Below are 20697 nucleotides of genomic sequence, written 5' to 3'. Positions count from 1 at the left end.
ATGTCAACGGCCGAGGCGTGGTGAAAGACGAGGCGGAGGCGGTGAAGTGGTATCGCAAGGCGGCAGATCAGGGAGATGCCAGAGCGCAATCCAACCTCGGCAACATGTTTTGGTTTGGTAACGGAGTCGTGAAGGACGAATTGGAGGCATACAAATGGTTCCTGCTGGCCGGGGCAAAGGGCAATGACCTGGCGAAGAAGAAAATCCCGCTAATTGAGCGCGACTTGACTGCCTCGCAGAGGGCCGAGGGCCAGCGGTTGGCGCGCGAGTTCAAACCTCGTGAGTCCGCACCTTCAGCCAATGACACCTTGACCGGCCGCGACGTTGCGGCACTGCCCGAATCTTCCGGCACAGGTTTCTTCATCACGGACGATGGCTATCTCATCACCAACCAGCATGTCGCCGGTGAGGGCGCGAAGGTGCGGGTTGTCACGGCAGCAGGCATGTTTCCGGCGCGTGTCGTGAAGGTGGACAAGGCGAACGACCTCACGTTGCTCAAGGCCGAAGGCCGATACGCGGGAATGCCCGTCATTTCCAGCCGCGGAGTGCGCCTCGGAGCAACCGCAGCCACGGTGGGTTTTCCGAACACTGGATTGCAGGGGTTTTCGCCCAAGCTGGCCAAGGGGGAGATTGCCAGCCTCGCCGGTGTGCAGGATGACGCGCGGCATTTCCAGATCAGCGCGCCCATCCAGCCCGGCAACTCCGGCGGCGCGCTGGTGGACGAGCGCGGCAACGTCATCGGCGTGGTGGTGGCCAAGCTCAGCCAGAAGGCCGCCCTCGCCACCACCGGCACGCTGGCGGAAAACGTGAACTACGCCGTGAAGAGCAGCTACCTCCTGAGCTTCCTCGAATCCGTCCCCGATGTCGCCGCGAAGTTGAAGGAGCCGAACACGCGGGACCGCAAGTTTGAGGACGTGGTGAAGTCCGTGGAGCAGGCCACCGCGCTCGTGCTGGTGTATTGAGCCAATGCGGGAACGGCGGCTTGCCGACCAGCCGCCGAGTTCAACCGAACGGGCGCGGCAACGTCATCGGCGTGGTGGTGAGGTGGTCGAGCCAGCGGACTGCCAACCCATTTCATGCCCCGCCGGCGCATTCTTGGCGTTTACCGCGCCGGCTTTTTCTCCTACTCTCCGGCGCCGGGTGGACGCGGAGTCCGGCCGCGCACGACATGACCAAGCCACAAGTCCTCATCGTGGATGACGAGAAGATGACGCGCGACGGCCTGCGCGCGGCGCTCGAGGATCGCTACGATGTTTACGTGGCCGAGGATGCCGCGTCGGCGATGAACCTGCTCGAGCGGGATCACTTCGCGGCGCTGCTCACGGACTTGAAGATGCCGGGCGACGACGGGTTGAAGCTCATCCGGCGCGCCAAGTCGCTCGCCCGGCCGCCGGTGTGCATCCTGATGACCGCCTACGGCTCTGAGGATGTGGCGGTGGACGCGATGAAGCACGGCGCGGACGACTACATTTCCAAGGGCCGGCTGCAGATCGAGGAACTCGAGATGCGCATCGCGCGGGCGCTCCGCAGCCAGACGCTCGAGTCGGAAAACGTCCAGCTCCGCAAGCAGCTCGACACGCGGTTCGGGCTTGACCACCTCGTCGGCGAATCGCCGCCGATGCGCGAGGTCTTCGAGGCCGTGCAACAGGTCGCGCCGACGCGCGCGAGCGTGCTGTTGCTCGGCGAAAGCGGGACGGGCAAGGAGATGATTGCGCGCGCGATCCACCAGCTCAGCCCGCGCGCGCGGGCGCCGCTGGTCACGGTGCACGCGGCGGGGTTGCCGGCGTCATTGCTCGAGAGCGAGTTGTTCGGCCACGAGAAGGGCGCGTTCACGGGCGCGCACGAGCGGCGCGTCGGCCGCATCGAGCAGGCGCAGGGGGGCACGCTGTTCTTCGACGAGGTGGGCGAGATCGACGCGACGGTGCAGGTGAAGCTGCTGCGGTTCCTCGGCGAGCGCACCTTTGAGCGCGTGGGCTCGAACAAGACGCTGACGGCGGATGTCCGCGTGATCACGGCGACGAACAAGGACCTCGGGGCGATGGTGAAGGCGGGGACATTTCGCGAGGACCTTTACTTCCGGCTGCGCGTGGTCGAGCTGCGGCTGCCGCCGTTGCGCGACCGGAAGCAGGACATTCCGCTGCTGGCGCAGGCGTTTCTGCGCGAATTCGCGAAGGAGAACGGCAAGCCGGTCAACGACTTCACCGCCGAGGCGCTCGAGGCGATGATGAAGTATCCATGGCCCGGCAACGTGCGCGAACTCCGCACGTCGATGGAGCACGCGGTCGTGTTCTGCCGCGGCGCCACGGTGGACACGCGCGACCTGCCGCAGGCGCTGCGCGATCCGCTCGCGGGCGCCGAGCCGCTCCTCGCGCAGGACGCGCTCACACTCAAGGAGGCCGAGAGGCAGCTGCTCATCCGCGCGCTCAAGGACTGCGGCAACAACCGCACGCACGCCGCGAAGCGCATGGGCATCAGCCGCCGCACGCTTCACCGCAAGCTGCACGAATTCCACCTGGAGGGTTTTTGATCCACGCGATTCCGACACGCCAACGCCGCGCAAGCCCGTCGGTGGCAAGCCACGCCCGGCTCCCCTTCTGATGCGCGCCCAGGAATTCATCCACTCGCTCGAGTCCGGGGCGGCCGCGCGCCTGCTCAAGGGGCTCGCGTTCGTCCTCGTCTTCCTCGGGCTTGCGACGCTCTTCAACCTCCAGCAGTTCCGGCATTTCGCATCACCGGAAGCGATGGACGCCGCGCAACTTGCGCGCAATCTTGCCACGGGCAGGGGTTGCACCACGCACTTCATCCGGCCGTTCAGCGTGTGGCTGCTGGAGCAGCACAACGGGACCAACGCGCCGGCTTCCGCCGGGGCGCACCCGGACCTCGCGAACGCGCCCGCGTATCCGTGGCTGCTCGCCGAGTGGATGAAACGCATGCCCGCCGAAGCCGCCATCGCTCCCGCGAACGAATTCAAGCGGCACGAGCCCGAGCAGCGCATCGCGTGGCTCAACCAGTCGCTTCTGCTGGTCGCGTGCTTCATCGTGTTCCGTCTCGCGCTGCGGTTGTTCGACCGGTTCGTGGCGTGGCTCTCGGCCCTCGCGCTGCTGCTCAGTGATGTGTTCTGGAAGTTCAGCCTGTCCGGACTGCCGACGATGCTCGGCGCGGTGCTCTTCCTCGCGATTCTCTGGTGCCTTGTCGCGGCGGAACAAGGCCATCGCTCGAACGGCTGGAGCTGGGCGCGGCTGCTGCCCGTGGCGCTGCTCGCGGGCGCGCTTGCCGGCGCGGCGGCGCTCACGCGCTACTCGCTCGCCGTGCTCATCCTGCCCGTATGCGTGTTCCTTGGCGCGGGCTTCGGCATCAAACGCGCGCCGATGGTGCTGCTCGCGCTCGCGGCGTTCGCGGGCGTGTTCACGCCGTGGCTCCTGCGCAACCACGAGGTGAGCGGCACGCTCTTCGGCACCGCGGGCTACGCGATCTTCGCCGACTCGGAGCGCTTTCCCGGCAGCCGCCTCGAACGCGCGGTGAACCCGGCGAATCCTGAGACGCCGAACGACCTCGGCAAGGTGGACCTCGACGAATACTGGGCGAAGTTCCGGCCGAACTTCACGCGCATCCTGGCGGATGAGCTGCCGCGGCTGGGCGGGAGCTGGCTCGCGGCGCTGTTCCTCGCCGCCCTGCTGCTGCGGTTCAACAGCCCGGTGCTCGGCAAGACCCGGGTGTTTGTGCTCTCAAGCCTTGGATTGCTGGCGGTCGCGCAGGCCTTCGGGCGCACGCAGATGTCCGCGCTGTCGCCGGACTTCAATGGCGAGAACCTGCTGGTGCTCGCGGCGCCGGTGGTGTTCGTGTTTGGCGTCGGGCTGTTCTCGGTGATGCTGGATCAGTTGCAGCTCGAGACGCCGGCGCAGCGCGGCACGGCGGTCGGACTTTTCATCGCGGTGATCAGCCTGCCGCTGGTGCTCACGCTCACCGGTCCGAAGCGCCCGGCCATCGCCTGGCCGCCGTATTATCCGCCGTTCATCGCCGAGCGCGCGGGCTGGCTGGGCGGAAGCGACCTGATGATGAGCGACGTGCCGTGGGCCGTGGCGTGGTATGGCGGGCGCGATTGCATGTGGCTCACGTGGGACGCGCGCGAGGATTTCCAGAGCGTGCATCGCCGCCGGCCGGTGCGCGCGCTGTATCTCACACAGCTCACGCTCGATCAGAGACTCGTCTCCGAAATGCTGCGCGGCGAGGAACGCGACTGGGGCATGTTCGCCGCCGAGGCGATCGTGGTTGGCGAACGGCCCGAGAACTTCCCGCTGCGGCACGCGTTCACCGAGGGCTTCCCCGACCAGCTCTTCATGGCCGACCGGGAACTGTGGAAACCCGCGCCGTAGCGCGTGCGTCGTCGCGCTTGAATCAGAAACGGAATGGGCGCAACGAACGCCTCACGCCTGTTTCCCCTCGCCGGACGAATTGAATCCTGCTCAGAATCCGGCCGTCATCCAACCGCACCGCGACCAAACATGAACACGACCCGACTGTTTCACCTCGCAACTTTGGCGGCCCTTCTCGCCGCAGCACAGCCGCTCCGCGCGCAGGCGCCCGAGTGGATCTGGCACGACAACAAGGGCAAACCCACCGAGTCCAACGAACGCCGCTTCTTCCGCAAGATTTTCACGGTCGAGGGCAAGGTCACGAAGGCCGTGCTCACCACGACCACGGACAACGAGGGCACGGCGTTCGTCAACGGCAAGTCCGTCGCCACGTGCCTCGCATGGGAGCGCCCGGAGGTCGCGGACGTCACGGCGGAAATCAAGGCCGGCGAAAACATCCTCGCCCTGCGCGGCATCAATCACGGCGGGGCCGCCGCAACCATCGCCCGGCTTGAAATCACGTTCGCCGATGGCAAGAAGTCCACGGTCGTCACCGATGCATCGTGGGTTTCGTTCACCGAAGATCAGGCGGGCTGGCAGCAGCTTGCCTTCAAGGCCGACGGGTGGACCAAGGTCGTGAGCCTCGGAAAGCTCGGCGTCGCGCCGTGGAATGACGTCTTCGGTCCCGGCGCGGGCAAGGGCGGCGCGAAGGGCGCGGCCAAGGGCGCGGCGGCAGCGCGCCGCGAGGCGACTCCGGCGGAATCGCTCCACACGCTGCCGGGCTTCAAGGTCGAGCTCATCGCCACGGCCGAGCCGGAGGAGGGTTCGTGGGTCAACCTTTGCAAGGACAACAAGGGCCGCCTCATCGTCAGCCCGCAGTATCGCAGCGCGAATCCGGACGGTGGGTTGCTCCGCATCACCCTCGGCGCGAACGGCAAAGTGACCAAGCGGGAATTCATCGCCAAGCCGCTCTACGACGCGCAGGGCATGGTGTGGGCGAACAACGCGCTCTACGTCGTGGTGAACAAATACAGCACGCGCTTCGAGAGCGGCCTCTACCGCATCAGCGACCCAAGCGGCAACGACCTTTTCGAGGACATTCAGTTGCTCAAACGCATCCCCGGCGGCGGCGAGCACGGTCCGCACGCGGTCGAACTCGGGCCCGACGGAAAACTTTACGTCATCGCCGGCAATCACACCAAGCCGGTCGAGGGCACGGCGGCCACATCGCCCCACAAGAATTACGCCGAAGACCATGTGTTGCCGCGCCAGTGGGACGGCAATGGCCACGCCACCGGCATCCTCGCGCCCGGCGGCTACGTGTATCGCACCGACCTCGACGGCAGGAACTGGGAAATGTTCTGCGCCGGATTCCGCAACCAGTATGACTTCAGCTTCAACGCCGACGGCGAGATCTTCACCTACGACAGCGACATGGAGTGGGAGTGGGGCATGCACTGGTATCGCGCGACGCGCGTGTATCACTGCACGAGTGGCGCGGACTTCGGCTGGCGCTCCGGCTCGGGCAAGTGGCCGTCCTATTACGCCGACGGCACGCCGCCGACGCTTGACGTGGGCGTGGGTTGCCCGACCGGCACGAAGTTTGGCTACGGCGCAAAGTTCCCCGCGAAATACCAGCGCGCCTATTACATCCTCGACTGGACCTACGGGCGCATCCTCGCCGTGCACCTCACGCCTCAGGGCGCGAGCTACAGCGCGACCATGGAGAACTTCATCTGCCCGAAGGGCCTCGTGACTCCCGGCGCGCCGAAGCCGCCGCTCAACGTCACCGACATGGAAATCGGCAGCGACGGCGCGGCTTACTTCACCGTCGGCGGACGCGGCGTGCAGGCGGGATTGTATCGCGTCACCTACGACGGGGCCGAAAGCACCGCGCCCGCACCGTTGAAAGACACCGCCGGCGCCGACGCCCGTGCGCTGCGCCGGAGAATCGAGGCGTTTCACGGCAAGGCCGACCCGAATGCGGTCGCGTTCGTGTGGCCGCACTTGAACAGCGACGACCGGTGGATTCGCTACGCCGCGCGCATCGCGCTCGAGGCGCAGCCCCTGACCGGATGGAGACAGCGCGCGCTCGACGAGCGGCAGACCAACGCCGCGCTCACCGCGCTGATGGCGCTCGCGCGCGTCGGCGGCAAGGACTCGCAGGACGACAGCTTGAAGGCGTTGTCCAGGTTCCCGCTTGCACAGATCACCGAGACGCAGCAGTTGGAAAAACTGCGCGTCGTCCAGGTCAGCTTCGCGCGGCACGGCAAGCCCTCGCCCGACGTGGCGAAGCTGGCCGTCGAAAAACTCGGGGCCGCGTATCCGTCGAAGAGCGAGCGCGTGAACCGCGAACTCTGCCAGTTGCTCGTCTTCCTCGAAGCGCCCGGCACCGCGGCCAGGACGCTTGCGCTCATTGACGCCGCGCCCACGCAGGAGCAGCAGATGGCGTATCTCTTCCCTCTGCGCAATCTCGCCACGGGCTGGGCGCCCGAGGAGCGCCGCCACTACTTCACCACGCTCAACGGCTATCCCGACCCGGGCGCGGCCCACGACCCGCTCGTGATGCAGTGGTTCCGCGAGGCCGGCCGACCTTATGGCGACGGCAACAGCTTTCGAAAGCAGCTCGACCTCATCCGAATGGACGCCGCCGCGAAGCTCGGCGAACCGGAGAAGACTCAGCTCGCCTCGCTCATCAACGTGAGCTCCGCCGGCGGCAGCACCGGCCGTCCCGCGGTCTCCTTTCCCAAACCGCAGCAGCGCACCGCCGTGGTGAAGGAGTGGACGATGGCCGACTTCCTCCCCTCGCTCGACGCCGCCGCGAAGGAGCGCAACTGGGCGCGGGGCCAGCAGGCGTTCGTGGACGCGCAGTGCCTCGCGTGCCACAAGATGGGCAACGAAGGCGGCGGCGTGGGGCCGGACCTCACCGCCGTCGCCGCGCGCTTCACGCGGCGCGACGTGCTCGAATCCATCCTCGAACCGTCGCGGGTGCTCAGCGAGCAGTTCGTCAACACGACCTTCGCGCTCAAGAACGGCGAGGACATCACCGGCCGGGTGATCGACGAGACCGGCGACAAGGTCGTGCTCTACGTGAACCCGTTCACGCAGGACCGCACCGAGGTGAAGAAGTCCGACATCAAGGCCCGCACGCCTTCGAAGCTCTCGCCAATGCCGGAGGGCCTCGTGAAAATGCTGACGAAAGACGAAATCCTCGACCTGCTCGCGTTCATCGAAGCCAACGGGCGGCGGAATCATCCCGTGTTTGCGAAGTGACGGGGCGCCGGAGGTGAACGCCGCGGTTCGGGCCGACGTCCATTCAACGCCCATGAACCCTGACTTCAAGGCCGCGCACGTCGCGACCGAATTCGTCCACGACTCGCCCATCATCACGTGCCGCTTCGATCCCAAGGGCGGCCTCGTGTTCGCGTCGGCCGAGGACCGGAACATCCTGCGCTGGGAAAACTCGGACGCGAAGAAGAAGACCGTGTTCAGCGGGCACGACTCGTGGGTGTGGGCGATGGCCTTCTCGGCGGACGGCCAGACCCTCATCACCGCCGGCGGCGACGACCAGTTGATCTGGTGGCCCGCCGCCGCGGAAAAGCCCGCGCCCATCCGGAAGGTCGCCGCGCACCAGGGCTGGATCCGCGCACTTGCCGTGAGCCCGGACGGGAAGTTTCTCGCCAGCGGCGGCAACGACCGGCTTGTGAAAGTCTGGAACCTCGCCGACGGCAAACTGGTGCACGAGTTCAAGGGACACGAGCTCGACGTTTACAGCGTATACTTCCATCCCAAGGGCGGCTTCCTCCTCAGCGGCGACCTGCTCTGCAAGGTCAACCAGTGGGACCTGGACACCGGCAAGCTCACGCGCACCTTCGACGGCAAGGACCTCGCGCACTACGACAAAGGCCAGCAGGTTTACTTCGGCGGCGTTCGCGGCATCGCGCTGAGTCCCGACGGCAAGCACCTCGCTGCCGCCGGACTCCACAAGGCCACCAACCCGCTCGGCAACGTCCACGAACCGCACGTGATGCGCTTCGACTGGGACAGCGCCAAGCACGTGAAATCGCACACCGCGAATGACATCAAAAACGGCGTCCTCTGGGGCTGCCGCTTTCATCCCGAGGGAACTTTCATCGGCGTGTCCGGCGGCGGCAGCGGCGGGTTTCTCCTCTTCTGGAACGCGGCGGACGAGAAACCCGTGCACCAGTTCAAGCTGCCCGACCTCGCGCGCGAGATGGACCTCCACGCCGACGGCATTCAAGTGATCACCGCGCACTACGGCCGGAAAGTCCACCTCACCAAGCTCGCGCCAAAGGCCGCGCCCGCGCCTGCAAAGAAGGCGTGAACTTCCCCGGCGCGTCAGCGCCGTGGACCGCGGCAGTCCGCTGCCGCTCTGGGAACCACACCGGGGTTGGATTGGCGGACGAAGGCGGCAGCGGACTGGCGCACTCCAAGACTTCGCGGAAGGAAACAGGGCGCACCTGGCGTTGGATTCGAGGATCCCATCGAGCGACCACCGCCGTCCGTGCATTCGGCCCCCTTCTCCCCGACTTGAGCCTGCTTCCGCGGATTCCAGCCTCAGTCGTTCACCAATTCGAGGTGGCCCGGACGCTGGCCGCGGCTCGATGCGATGAAGCCGAGGGTAAGCGCGACGGGTTCACCCGATGCGACCATGCTGTAAATGATGATCTTTTCCAGCGTGAGCTTCGGCCGGGGCTTCGAGCAGACTTCGACCATCTCCTCCAGCGACCGGAACGCGATCGCCTCCACCTCATAATCCACAGTGTCCGTGCGGATGTAGATCGCCTGGCCGATGGCGTGCGCTTGGGAGGTCATGACTTTGCGGTGGAAATGCTACCAAATCTCGGACGAGGTGCAAGCGCCCGCCCCGCCTCACCGGGTTCAAAGCGGCGGCGTCACAGCCATCTTCGCGATGAGCCGTTCGTTGAGTTCCTTCGCCGGGTTGTAACCGGAGAGCTTGAGCTTGGTCTGGAACGCGGCGACTTCGACAAGCCGCGCGATGTCCCGCCCCGGCCGCACCGGGATGATCATGTGAGGCACCTGCACGCCGAGGATTTCCACGTGGGCATCCTCGATTCCGAGGCGGTCCACGTCCCGCACCTGGTCGTAGTCCTTGAGCGTCACAACGAGGTCCACGCGCTTTTCGTGGCGGATGGCGCGCACGCCGAACATCGCGGCCACGTTGATGATGCCGATGCCGCGCACTTCCATGTGGTCGCGGGTGATTTCGGAGCCTGTTCCCATCACCTCGCGGCCGTCCTGGAGCGTGACCTTGGTGATGTCGTCGGTGACGAGGCTGTAACCGCGCTCGATGAGCGCAAGGACGCACTCGCTCTTGCCGATGCCGCTCTCGCCCTTGACGATGACGCCGACGCCGAGGATGTCCACCATGCTTCCCATTTCGGTGCCGTGCGGCGCAAACATGGTCTCGAGCGACAAGGTCGCGAGGTTGATGAACTTCATCGTGATGAGCGGGGTTTTGAACACGCTGACGTCGGCGCGCTCGGCGGCCTGGAGGAACGCGCGGTCGGGCACGTGGTTGCGGCTGAAGACGACGCACGGAATCTTGTGCCCGAACAGCGTGTCGTAGCGGTGGTGGCGGATGTCCGCCGCGAGCGACTTGAGGAACGTGCGCTCGGCCGCGCCGAAGACCTGGATGCGCTTGCTCGCGAAATACTTGGTGAAGCCCGCGAGTGCGAGGCCGGGGCGGTTGACGGTCGGCTCCTTGATGATGCGCCGCAAGCCGCGCGCGCCCGCGACGAGCTTGAGATCAAGTCGGCTGGCGTTCTCCGTGTAGAACTTCTCGACGGTGACAGGGTCGCGTTGCATAAAGGCAGCGTAGGGCGTGGGGCGTGGGGCGTGAAGCGGAGAGTGGGGCGTGTAGTTTCTTCCCGCACCACGGATCACGCAGCACGATTCACATGTTGAACTCCGGCCCCAGATAAATCTCCCGCGCCTTCGGATCGTTGACCATCACCTCCGCGCTGCCTTCGTAGATCACCTCGCCCTTGTGGATGAGATACGCGCGGTCCACGAGCTTGAGTGTCTCGCGCACGTTGTGGTCGGTGATGAGGATGCCGAGTCCCCGTTCCTTGAGGCGGCGCACGATCTTCTGCACTTCGTAGACTGCGATGGGGTCAATCCCGCTGAAAGGCTCGTCAAGCAGCAGCAGCTTCGGGCTCGTGACGAGAGCGCGCGTGATCTCGAGCCGGCGCTTCTCGCCGCCGCTGAGCGTGTAGGCCAGGTTCGGAGCGAGCGCGGCCAGGTCGAGTTCTTCAAGCAAAACCTTGAGCCGCACGGCGCGTTCCTGCGCGTCCACGTCGAGCGTCTCCAGGATGGCGAGGATGTTCTGCTCGACGGTGAGCTTGCGAAAAACCGACGGCTCCTGCGTGAGGTAGCCAATGCCGCGGCGCGCCCGCACGTGCATCGGCTCGCGCGTGATGTCGGCATCCTGGAATGTCACCGCGCCTGCGTCCGGCCGCACGAGACCGACGACGATGTTGAACGTGGTGGTCTTGCCCGCGCCGTTGGGCCCGAGCAAGCCGACGATCTCGCCGGCGTGGACGCGGATGGACACGCCGTTGACGACGCGCCGGTGCTGGTAGGAACGCGCGAGGTTCTCGGTGGCGAGGAGGCTCATTTCGGGTCGCGCTTCTTTGCCGGGCCCGGATCGTTCTTCGGTTCGGGCTTCACGCTTTGAAACAGGTTGGTGCGCCCGAGCGCGCCGGGATCCACGACCACCTTCACGTTGCCCTTGCCCGTCAACACGCCACCCGCGCGGTCATAAAACACAACGTCCGCAGTCGTGAACAACCCGGACGATTCCATGAGCGTGTTGCCCGTCAATTCGATTGTGTCGGCCGCGGCTTGGTAGAGGGCGTGGTCGGCGGCGGCGCGGGTCTTGTCCTGCTTGTTCACGATCACCACGTCGCCGTCGGCGAGGATGCTCGCGATGCTGCGGGTCTCGCTCTTGTTCGCATTGACCACGTTGACAAACTTCACCGTCATCTTGCGCGCGAAGAGTTCCATCTTGTCGTCCCATGCCTTCACGTTGCCGGTGAAGATGGTGACGCCCGCGATGTTACTGTGGGTGACGGACTGCGAAGTAATCTCGATGGGCGAGTTGGTCGCGCCGCGGGGTCGGACTGCGGAGGACTTCGGCGCGGGTTGTGACTGGTCCTGCGCGGCGACGAGGGCGGCCCAGGCTGTGAGAAGCCCGAGGGCGAGTGCGGTTGCTTTCATGGCTTGCGGCTCTGCAACAGCGCCCCGGCATTTGCTGGCCTCAGGATCGCGTGGACGTTGTTGGAAATGTTGAAGACAGCATCGGCCTGCTTGAGCTCGAACCCCTCGCCGAGAATCGTGAACTGTCCGTCGGCGCGCTCGATGCGCACCGGGCCGGGCGAGGAGGCTAGCTTGCGCTCCATGTCGAAGCTGCACGTCGGCGCCTGCACCACGACCTCGACTTCCTTCTGCTCCGGCGTGGGATACGCGTAAGTCTCCACGCGCAAATCGGTCACGTGCACCGTGCCGTCCTGCTGCTGGCGCGCCGTGCGGCCGGTAAGCAGGGACTTGAGCGTGCTCGACACCCGGTCGTAATCCGGAAACTTGAATCCTCCCTTGATCGAGCCGCCCGTGGCGAGTTGCGCGTGTGTCACGGAGCCGCTGCCAGTCCCAAACGCCGCGAGCGCGAGGATTGCGAGAGGGAGCAGCGGAGAAAGGGAGCAAAGGGGAAAGGGGGCGGGAGAGAAACGGCATTGCATCTCCCTTCCTCGCGGGGTCGCCTTCTCCCCCGCTCCCTCTCGCGGTTCCTTTCCAAGTCCGGGTCGGGTAGAAGGTGGCGCGTTACTTCGCATACTCGCGCACGATAGTCGCCCATTTGCCCTGCGCTTTCAAAATCAATTCCACCACCTCTCGCACCGCCCCATGCCCGCCGCGCGCGCGTGTGACGTGATGCGCGAGTGCCCGCGCCCCGGCGGTGCCATCCGGAACGCTCACCGCGAGGCCTGCGCGCCGGAGCACGGCGAGGTCCACCACGTCGTCCCCCATGTAGCAGAGTTCGTCCCAGTCCATGCCCGCCGTGGACAAGATCGCCCCGACGGCGTTCAACTTCGGTGATTTGTCCTGGTGAAGAAAATCGATCTTCAATTCCGCCGCGCGCTGCGCCGTGGCGGGTGATGGCCGCGCCGAAACCCAGCCCACCTTCAGCCCGTGCTTGCGCGCGAGCACGATCCCGAGGCCGTCGTGAATGTTGAAGCGCTTCGTCTCCATCCCGTCGCCGCTGATGAAGACGCTGCCATCGGTCAGGATGCCGTCCACGTCGCAGAGGAGCAGGCGCACGCGGCGCAGGCGGGCGCGCAGGTCGCGGGCGGGTGGACGCGCGGCAGGCATTCGTCAGCGGACCGCCTTCCAGACCTTGAGCAGGTCGGCGAGCACTCGGGGCATCTCGTCGAGCGGGATCATGTTCGGCCCGTCGCTCGGCGCGCGGTCGGGGTCCGGATGCGTCTCGATGAACAACCCGTCTGCGCCCGCGGCAATCGCGCACCGTGCGAGCACCGGCGCGAATTCGCGCTGGCCCGTTGTTCGATCACCGCCCGCGCCCGGCCTCTGCACGGAGTGCGTGGCGTCGAAAACCACGGGCGAGCCAAACGCCTTCATCTGGGGAATCGAACGCATGTCGGCAACGAGGTTGTTGTATCCAAACGTCGTCCCCCGCTCGGTCACGAGCAGCTTCCGGCCGCCGGCGGCCGCCGCCTTCTTCACCACCTGCCCCATCTCGGCAGGCGAGAGGAACTGCCCCTTCTTGATGTTCACGATGCGGCCGGTGCGCGCGGCGGCTTCGATCAAGTCCGTCTGCCGGCAAAGGAATGCGGGGATTTGAAGCACGTCCACCACTCGCGCCGCCGCCTCGGCCTGCGCCCCGGTGTGGATGTCGGTGAGCGCGGGAATGCCGAACTTCGCGCGGACAGCCGCGAGCACGCGCAGTCCCTCGTCGAGACCCGGTCCGCGGAAGGACGTCCCGGAAGTGCGGTTTGCCTTGTCGAAACTCGCCTTGAAAATCAGCCGTATGCCCAACCGCGCGCACATCCGCTTGAGCGAAGCCGCCACCGTGAAGCACAGGGTCTCGCTCTCGATGACGCACGGACCGGCGATGAGAAAGAGCTGCCGCCGCGCGGCGAGCGCGCGCCACAGCGGGTCGTGTTCCTTCGGCACGCGCCGAGTCTGTCATCGCCCCGCAAGCTAGGCAAACTGTGAATCGGCGGTGGCGTCAGCCCCGGTTGCAGCCTCCACGGGCGAAAGGCTTGATTCGGCGCGTTGCTGCGCGATAGTTCCGCGCGACCCGAACCGTGCAAGCCCTCGTCCAAGACCGCTCAATCCACCCGCTGCTTCCCGGCGCCGTGCTTGCCTGCGTGATCGGCGACGCGCGCTCGCGCGAACAGCTCGGCGCCTTTGGAGCGGAAGGTCTCGCAGCCTTCAACCGCATGAGCACGGAGGATCTCGCCGCGTTTTTTGCCGGGCGACAGATTCTGCGCAAGGAACAGGCCGAGAAGCTTGTCGCCCTCGACAACGAATTCCTCGCCGCATGGCGCGACTTGCAGCGGCGGATCCCCGAGACGGCGACGGTCACGGGGTGCGCGAAGGACTCCGTGGCGCAACTCGCCCGCGCGCTGGCGAGCGCGAAGCTCCTCTCCGAGCACCTCGAAATCCTGATGCCGCCGCAGCTCTCCTACGAGCGGAGCAGCCACGGCACGGTGGACTTGTTGGAGAAACTCGCCGAATCGTTCCGCAACCTGGTCGGCGGGGCGTGGTCGGTGTTCTTCCCGCGCACGGATTTCGGGCTGGTCTCCGACGCCTCGGCGCAGTTCTGGATGGCGTGCATGTATTGCAACGTGCCGGGCGAGCTGCCCGGCGGCTTCGTCGGATTGTTCCGCGCGTCGCACCGCGAGCGGCTGCAGGCGCTGAACCGCGATTTCCCAAAGACGGAGCCGGGCGTGCACCTGCGCGACGCCATCGACGACTACATCCAGAACTCGCGCGACAAGATCACGCGCCTTCATGAAGCCGTGGCGCCGGCGGTGCGCGAGGGGCTGGACAAATCGTTCGCCGAAATGGTGCGCGTGCTCGGCAAGCTCGAACTGCCGTGGCTGGTCACCCTATATTACGCAAACCTCGTGCGCGAGGTGTGCGAGGCCTTCGCCACGATGGACGGCCGCGTGTCCGCGAAGGAAAGCCGCTTCATCGCCTACCTGCTCGACCGGATCCAGCACTTGTGCGAGTCGCACCAGGCGCACGCATCCGACACCGCCGCCGCCGCGAATCGCGACAAACTCGAGGCGGTGCTCGCCGAACTCGACGAGCTCGTCGGCATCGTCGAGGTGAAGGACAAGGTGAAGCAGGCCGCGAACTTCGCGCGCCTGCAGCAACTGCGCGTGCAGGGCGGACTCAAGCCCATCGCTGCAAGTTATCACACCGTGTTCACCGGAAATCCCGGCACCGGCAAGACCACCGTCGCGCGGCTGATGGGACGAATCTACAAGTCGCTCGGCATCCTCAAGAAGGGACATCTGGTCGAGTGCGACCGCGCCGCGCTCGTCGCCGAATACGTCGGCCAGACCGCCGTGAAAACCAACGCGATGGTGGACGCCGCCCTCGACGGCATCCTGTTCATCGACGAGGCTTACACGCTGTCCAAGTCCGGCGGCGAGGATTACGGCCGCGAGGCCATCGACACGCTGCTCAAGCGCATGGAGGACAACCGCGAGCGGCTCATCGTCATCGTCGCAGGTTACCCGGAGGAGATGGCGCGGTTCATCAGTTCAAACCCCGGCCTGCACTCGCGCTTCACCCGCTTCATCGAGTTCCCCGATTACACCCCGCAGGAACTCTGCCGGATCTTCGCGATCATGTGCCGCAAGAACGGGCTCACGCTCGCGCCCGCGCTGCGCGAGAAGGTGCTGCATCACTTCACGTGGCTGCACGCGAACCGCGACGAGAACTTCGGCAACGCGCGGCTCGTGAGAAACACCTTCGAGGCGGTCATCAATGCCCAAGCCACGCGGCTGGCGATCGCGGCACAGGTGGACGCCGCCGCGCTCTCGGCGTTGCAGGCCGACGATCTCGACACGCCGTCCGAGCCGTCGCGACGCGAGCACGTCCGCAGCGGACGCGGCTACCTCGTAAAGTGCGAGCACTGCAACCATGCCTATTCGTGGACGCCTGACATGGAGATTCTCGAGGGCCAGTGCACCGAATGCGGCAAGAACTACAACGCAGAATTCGGCGCGCTGCCGTGACGGACTTCCCGCCACGCACATGAACCTGATCCGCAATCCGTGGAACCTCGTCTTCTTCGCCGGGTTCGTTGTTTACGTCGCCGTCCGCGGCCGGTTTGCCCGCCGCACCCGGGCGAACGTGCTGACCGAGCGCCGGGTGGATGCGCTTGAAAGAACCCTCCTCGTCGTTGTGATCGCCGGTGGCACGCTGCCCCTTCTGCTCTACGGCTTCACCCCGCTGCTGGCATTCGCGGATTACACGTTGCCCCCGGCGGCGCCGTGGCTTGGGCTTCCGATCATGATCGCGGCGCTGTGGCTTTTCCACCGGTCGCACGCCGACCTCGGGCTGAACTGGTCGGCGACACTCGAAGTGCGGCAGGGGCACAGCCTCGTGACGGATGGCGTGTATCGGACCGTGCGGCACCCGATGTATGCCTCCATTTTCCTGTTCAGCCTCGCGCAGGGTTTGATGCTCGCAAACTGGCTCGCGGGCTGGTGCGCGTTCGCGCCCTTCACGGTCATGTATGCGCTCCGGGTGCGGCGCGAGGAGGCGATGATGCTGTCGATGTTCGGCGAAGATTACCGCAACTACATGGCGCGCACGGGGCGTCTGGTGCCGAAGTGCGGCGGGGGCAAGGCCGCGGCGGATTGACACCCGCGGCGTGTCACCCGGCTAGAACTCCGCGCTCCCCGGCGTGCGCGCGAAGGGGATCACGTCCCGGATGTTCGACACGCCGGTCACGAACATCAGCAGCCGCTCGAAGCCCAGCCCGAAGCCCGCGTGCGGCACCGTCCCGTAGCGCCGCAGGTCCGCATACCACCAGTAATCCTCCGGTTTGAGCTTGTGAAACGCGAGGTTGGCCGCGAGTTGTGCCGGGCGCTCCTCGCGCTGCGCGCCGCCGATGACTTCGCCGATGCCCGGCACCAGCACGTCCATCGCGGTCACGGTTTTGCCGTCGTCGTTCAGCCGCATGTAAAACGGCTTGATCTCGCGCGGGTAATTGAAAACGGTCACCGGCGACTTGAAGTGCTCCTCCGTCAGGAAGCGCTCGTGTTCCGATTGCAGGTTCTGTCCGTAGCGCACGGGGAATTCAAACGCCTTGCCGGCGTCCTGCAGAATGCCGACCGCCTCCGTGTAGGGCACGCGCACAAACGGCCGCTCGGCAACGAACTTGAGCCGCTCGGTGATGCCCTTGTCCACGAACTTGGCGAACAGCCCGAGGTCCTCCGCGCACTCCTCCAGCGTGTGGCGCACCATGGCCTTCACGAAGTCCTCCGCGAGGTCCATGTCGCCCGCGAGATCGCAGAACGCCATCTCCGGCTCGATCATCCAAAACTCCGCCGCGTGGCGCGCCGTGTTCGAATTCTCCGCGCGGAACGTCGGGCCAAACGTGTAAACATTTGAAAGGGCGCACGCAAACGTCTCCGCCTCGAGCTGGCCGCTCACCGTCAGGTAGGCGGGCTTGCCGAAGAAGTCCGCGGCGGGCTTCCCGTCGATGTTTCCCTTGAGCGTCGTCACGCGGAACATCTCGCCCGCGCCCTCGCAATCGCTCGCGGTGATGATCGGCGTGTGCACATGGACGAAGTCGCGCTCCTGAAAAAACCGGTGCACCGCGAACGCGAGCCGGCTGCGGGTGCGAAACACCGCGCCGAACAGGTTTGACCGCGGCCGCAGGTGCGCGATGGTTCGGAGAAACTCGTGCGTGTGGCCCTTCTTCTGCAACGGATACGTCGTGTCTGCCGGGCCCACGAGCTCGACGCGCGCCGCGTGCAGCTCCCACTTCTGTCCCGACGCCGGCGAAGCGGCGAGCCGGCCCTCGATGACCGCCGAGGCACCCGTGGTGAAGTGCGCGATGTCCGCGTAGCCCGGCGTGCTGGCGTCCACGACGACTTGCAGGCTCGCGAGGCACGAGCCGTCGTTGAGCTCGAGGAACGAGAAGCCCTTCGAGTCGCGGCGCGTGCGGACCCAGCCCTTGACGGTGACGTTGTCCTGCGCGGTTGCTGAGGCGAGTGCGTGCTTGACGAGTGTGCGCATGGGATTCAGGCCGCGAGCGGCGGCTTCTCTTTGTGCCACGGAGTGCTTTGTTCGTAGGCGTGGGCGAGCTTGAGGATCGTTGCCTCGTCGAACGGCTTGCCGAGCAGTTGCAGGCCGATCGGGAGCTTCGGCGAACACGCAAAGCCGCACGGCACGCTGATGCCGCAGATGCCGGCGAGGTTGCACGAGAGCGTGAACACGTCGAACAGATACATCTGCAACGGGTCCTCGCACTTCTCACCGACCTTGAACGCGACCGTCGGCGTGACCGGCGTGACGATGGCATCCACCTGCTCGAAGGCCCGCAAGAAATCGCGGCGGATGAGCGTGCGGACCCTTTGCGCGCGCAGGTAGTAGGCGTCGTGGTAGCCGCTGCTCAGCACGTAGGTGCCGAGGATGATCCGGCGCTTGACCTCCGCGCCAAAGCCCGCGCCGCGCGTCCGACAATACATCTCGACCGGGTCTGCGCCGTCCTCGCGCGCGCCGTAACGCACGCCGTCAAAGCGCGCAAGGTTTGCCGACGCCTCGGCTGTGGCGATGATGTAGTAGGTGGCGATGGCGTATTCGGTGTGCGGCAACGAGATCTCCACCACCTCGGCGCCGAGCGACGCCAGTTGCTTCACCGCGCTGTCCACGGCGGACTTCACCTCGGGGTCGAGTCCGCCGACGAAATACTCTTTCGGCAATCCAAGCTTGAGGCCCTTGATGCCGCCATCGAGCGAAGCGCCAAAGTCCGGCACGGGCTCGGGGACACTGGTCGAGTCGCGCGGGTCGTGCCCGGCGACCGCGCCCAGCACCGTCGCCGCGTCGTGCACGGATTTCGCGCACGGGCCGATCTGATCCAGGGAACTCGCGAACGCCACGAGCCCGTAGCGCGAAACACGCCCGTAGGTTGGCTTGAGCCCCACACAACCGCACAGCGCCGCGGGTTGCCGCACCGAACCACCGGTGTCGGAGCCGAGCGTGGCGATGGCTTCGTCCGCCACCACCGCGGCCGCGGAGCCGCCGGAAGAGCCGCCGGGGATTCGCGACGGGTCCCACGGGTTGAAGGTCGGGCCGGACGCGGAATTCTCCGTGGAGCCGCCCATCGCGAATTCGTCCATGTTCAGCCGCCCGAAAAGCACCGCCCCCGCTTCTCGAAGCCTCGCGATGGCGGTCGCGTCGTAAGGCGCGACGAAATCGCCGAGGATTTTCGACGCGCACTTGAGCGGCTGGCCTTTGACGGCGAGGACGTCCTTGACCGCAATGGGCACGCCCAGCAGGGGCCCGCGCTCGCCCGTGGCAAGGCGCGCGTCGGCGGCGTCGGCCTGCGCAAGCGCGTCCGCGGGGTCGTGGCTGAGGAAGGCGCGAATGCGGCCGTCCACCCGCGCGACCTGGTCGAGGCACGCCTGAGTGGCTTCACGCGCGGAGCATTCCCGACGCGCGAGCTGCGTCGTGAGTTCGGAAATCGTGAGGTGGTTCAGCATCAGCGAACACCGATTCGGCGGACCGGCGCAACGGCGCAAAGAAACGGGAGTCCAGTGAGTCCCCTCCCCGCGCCCCTGCGTCTTTGCGTCAAACCCGTGAGCATCGAGGGAATCACTCCACGATTCGCGGCACGCGGAAAAGGCCGTCAAGTTCGGAAGGCGCGTTGCGAAGCGCGTCCTCATGCGCGAGGCCCGGGCGCGGTTCATCCGCGCGCGTCACATTCACCAGCGGGACGGCATGCGCGGTCGGTTCGACCTGCGAAACGTCCACTTCCTTGAGCTTCTCGATGTAGCCGAGCACGTCGTCGAGTTGCGCGCCGAGTTGCTGCTCCTCCGCCGGCGTGAGCGCGATGCGCGCAAGGTGCGCGACATATTTCACGTCCATGTGCGTCGTCGGCATGCGCGCGAGACTAGGGGGGAAGGGGCAAACTTCAAGGTTCAAAGCGGCGTCGAACAGGTGCTTCGCAGGCTCCGCGACACGTCTCGTGCGCGCGTTCCCCCGCCCTTTGACGCGGCATGCCCCGGACCCGCGCGCGCTTGCGCTCGGGCCGCACTGTGACTAAGGTCTTGCCGTTGACATGGAACTTTCATCCCGCTTCCACGCGACGGCCTGGCGTGCCGGGTTCACCCTGATCGAACTGCTCGTCGTCATCGCCATCATCGCGATCCTTGCCGGGATGCTGCTCCCCGCCCTCTCCAGCGCAAAGAAGAAGGCCCACAACACGCAGTGCCTGAACAATCTCAAACAGCTCCAGCTCGCGCATGAACTCTACAACGGCGAGAACGACGACCGTTTCGTCCCGAACGACAACGATTCCATGCAGGCCACCGCAGCCGGCACCAACTCTTGGGTCTGGGGCAACGTGCAGCGGGTCGCTCCCATCCGTCCCTTCGAGTCCTACGCGAGCAACATCACGCAGGGCAAACTCTTCCGGTATCACAACTCGGAGAAGTCTTACCTCTGCCCGGCGAGCCGCGCGAAGACGGTCGTCGGCTCGCAGGTCCCGCATCATCGCAGTTACTCGATGTCCGTCGGCATCGCGTGTGCCGTCGTCACCCAGTCGGCCCGCCGCCCCGCGGACATTCAAAGGCCGGCGCAGGTGATCGTCTTCCTCGAGGAGAATCCCGTGAGCATCGACAACGGCGCGCAGGGCATCCGGTCGAACACCGACTTGAACAACGGGCAGTGGTCCGCGTGGAATCCTCCGGCCGGCCGGCACGGCTTGGGCGCGGCCCTCTCATTCGTGGATGGCCACGCGGAAATCTACAAGTGGCAGGGCGAGTTTGCGCGGATTGCCCGGAACTATCACGACGACAATATCAACATCCAGAGGCCCGGCGTCACCGTCAACCCGCTGAACGGGCTCCCCATTTCCGCAAACGACGTGGATTCACGCAAAATCGCGGACGGGCTGAACTATTGACAGCACACCCGGAAAATCCAGATGCGCCGCACCTTGGCTCTACTCGCGCTGACCGTCCTCCTGCTTGCCTGCCGCAAGCCCGGGCCGCCGGCGGCCGCGTCCGCGCCCGCGCCGGCACCCGTCGCTGCG

At 66.1% G+C, this 20697-nt stretch carries 17 protein-coding genes; 8 read left to right on the top strand and 9 right to left on the bottom strand.

What is annotated here, in order from left to right; genetic code table 11:
- The 5 genes from FJ386_11995 to FJ386_11975 form a co-directional block, all read left to right on the top strand.
- Positions 1-962, top strand: a 962-nt coding sequence (locus tag FJ386_11995; GenBank protein MBM3877429.1) for a trypsin-like serine protease, incomplete at its 5' end; no start/stop codon positions are given.
- Positions 963-1168: 206 nt separating this feature from the next.
- The gene (locus FJ386_11990) at positions 1169-2527 is read left to right on the top strand and encodes a sigma-54-dependent Fis family transcriptional regulator (GenBank protein MBM3877428.1); all 1359 of its coding nucleotides are present in this window, start codon (positions 1169-1171) and stop codon (positions 2525-2527) included.
- A gap of 70 nt (positions 2528-2597) precedes the next feature.
- Positions 2598-4373, top strand: coding sequence for a hypothetical protein (locus FJ386_11985; GenBank protein ID MBM3877427.1), 1776 nt, complete (start codon positions 2598-2600; stop codon positions 4371-4373).
- A gap of 129 nt (positions 4374-4502) precedes the next feature.
- On the top strand, positions 4503-7625 hold the full coding sequence (locus FJ386_11980) for a c-type cytochrome (protein MBM3877426.1): 3123 nt from the start codon (positions 4503-4505) through the stop codon (positions 7623-7625).
- A 52-nt stretch (positions 7626-7677) separates the two neighbouring features.
- On the top strand, positions 7678-8697 hold the full coding sequence (locus FJ386_11975; protein MBM3877425.1) for a WD40 repeat domain-containing protein: 1020 nt from the start codon (positions 7678-7680) through the stop codon (positions 8695-8697).
- 233 nt (positions 8698-8930) lie between these two features.
- Here FJ386_11975 and FJ386_11970 read toward each other — a convergent pair whose 3' ends face one another.
- The 6 genes from FJ386_11970 to FJ386_11945 form a co-directional block, all read right to left on the bottom strand.
- Complete coding sequence (locus FJ386_11970) at positions 8931-9188, bottom strand: hypothetical protein (protein MBM3877424.1); 258 nt, start codon at positions 9186-9188, stop codon at positions 8931-8933.
- 66 nt (positions 9189-9254) lie between these two features.
- Complete coding sequence (hprK, locus tag FJ386_11965) at positions 9255-10202, bottom strand: HPr(Ser) kinase/phosphatase (GenBank protein ID MBM3877423.1); 948 nt, start codon at positions 10200-10202, stop codon at positions 9255-9257.
- Positions 10203-10290: 88 nt separating this feature from the next.
- A complete protein-coding gene (gene lptB, locus FJ386_11960; GenBank protein MBM3877422.1) occupies positions 10291-11013 on the bottom strand; it encodes an LPS export ABC transporter ATP-binding protein in 723 nt (240 codons plus the stop codon).
- Entirely contained in the window at positions 11010-12128 is a 1119-nt protein-coding gene (locus tag FJ386_11955; GenBank protein ID MBM3877421.1) for a hypothetical protein, read from the bottom strand. Before FJ386_11955 ends, lptB begins: the two co-directional genes overlap by 4 nt.
- An 87-nt stretch (positions 12129-12215) precedes the next feature.
- Positions 12216-12761 (bottom strand): HAD-IIIA family hydrolase, encoded by a 546-nt coding sequence (locus tag FJ386_11950; protein MBM3877420.1) that lies wholly within the window; start codon positions 12759-12761, stop codon positions 12216-12218.
- A 3-nt stretch (positions 12762-12764) separates the two neighbouring features.
- Positions 12765-13562, bottom strand: coding sequence for a 3-deoxy-8-phosphooctulonate synthase (locus tag FJ386_11945; protein ID MBM3877419.1), 798 nt, complete (start codon positions 13560-13562; stop codon positions 12765-12767).
- Positions 13563-14479: 917 nt separating this feature from the next.
- Between FJ386_11945 and FJ386_11940 the strand changes: the two genes are divergently transcribed.
- On the top strand, positions 14480-15664 hold the full coding sequence (locus tag FJ386_11940; GenBank protein ID MBM3877418.1) for an AAA family ATPase: 1185 nt from the start codon (positions 14480-14482) through the stop codon (positions 15662-15664).
- The gene (locus FJ386_11935) at positions 15570-16295 is read left to right on the top strand and encodes an isoprenylcysteine carboxylmethyltransferase family protein (protein MBM3877417.1); all 726 of its coding nucleotides are present in this window, start codon (positions 15570-15572) and stop codon (positions 16293-16295) included. Before FJ386_11940 ends, FJ386_11935 begins: the two co-directional genes overlap by 95 nt.
- A 21-nt stretch (positions 16296-16316) precedes the next feature.
- Here the strand turns inward: FJ386_11935 and asnS are convergent, their stop codons facing one another.
- The 3 genes from asnS to gatC all read right to left on the bottom strand — a co-directional run bounded on the left by asnS (position 16317) and on the right by gatC (position 19544).
- A complete protein-coding gene (gene asnS, locus FJ386_11930; GenBank protein MBM3877416.1) occupies positions 16317-17678 on the bottom strand; it encodes an asparagine--tRNA ligase in 1362 nt (453 codons plus the stop codon).
- Positions 17679-17683: 5 nt separating this feature from the next.
- The gene (gatA, locus tag FJ386_11925; protein ID MBM3877415.1) at positions 17684-19144 is read right to left on the bottom strand and encodes an Asp-tRNA(Asn)/Glu-tRNA(Gln) amidotransferase subunit GatA; all 1461 of its coding nucleotides are present in this window, start codon (positions 19142-19144) and stop codon (positions 17684-17686) included.
- 112 nt (positions 19145-19256) lie between these two features.
- On the bottom strand, positions 19257-19544 hold the full coding sequence (gene gatC, locus FJ386_11920) for an Asp-tRNA(Asn)/Glu-tRNA(Gln) amidotransferase subunit GatC (GenBank protein MBM3877414.1): 288 nt from the start codon (positions 19542-19544) through the stop codon (positions 19257-19259).
- 178 nt (positions 19545-19722) lie between these two features.
- Between gatC and FJ386_11915 the strand changes: the two genes are divergently transcribed.
- A complete protein-coding gene (locus tag FJ386_11915; GenBank protein MBM3877413.1) occupies positions 19723-20568 on the top strand; it encodes a type II secretion system protein in 846 nt (281 codons plus the stop codon).
- Positions 20569-20697 lie beyond the last annotated feature (129 nt).

It is taken from the genome of Verrucomicrobiota bacterium (assembly GCA_016871675.1).
In the GTDB taxonomy this organism is placed as follows: Bacteria; Verrucomicrobiota; Verrucomicrobiia; order Limisphaerales; family VHCN01; genus VHCN01.
Note: the sequence above shows the minus strand (reverse complement) of the source record. Positions and strands in the feature narration are given on the sequence as shown.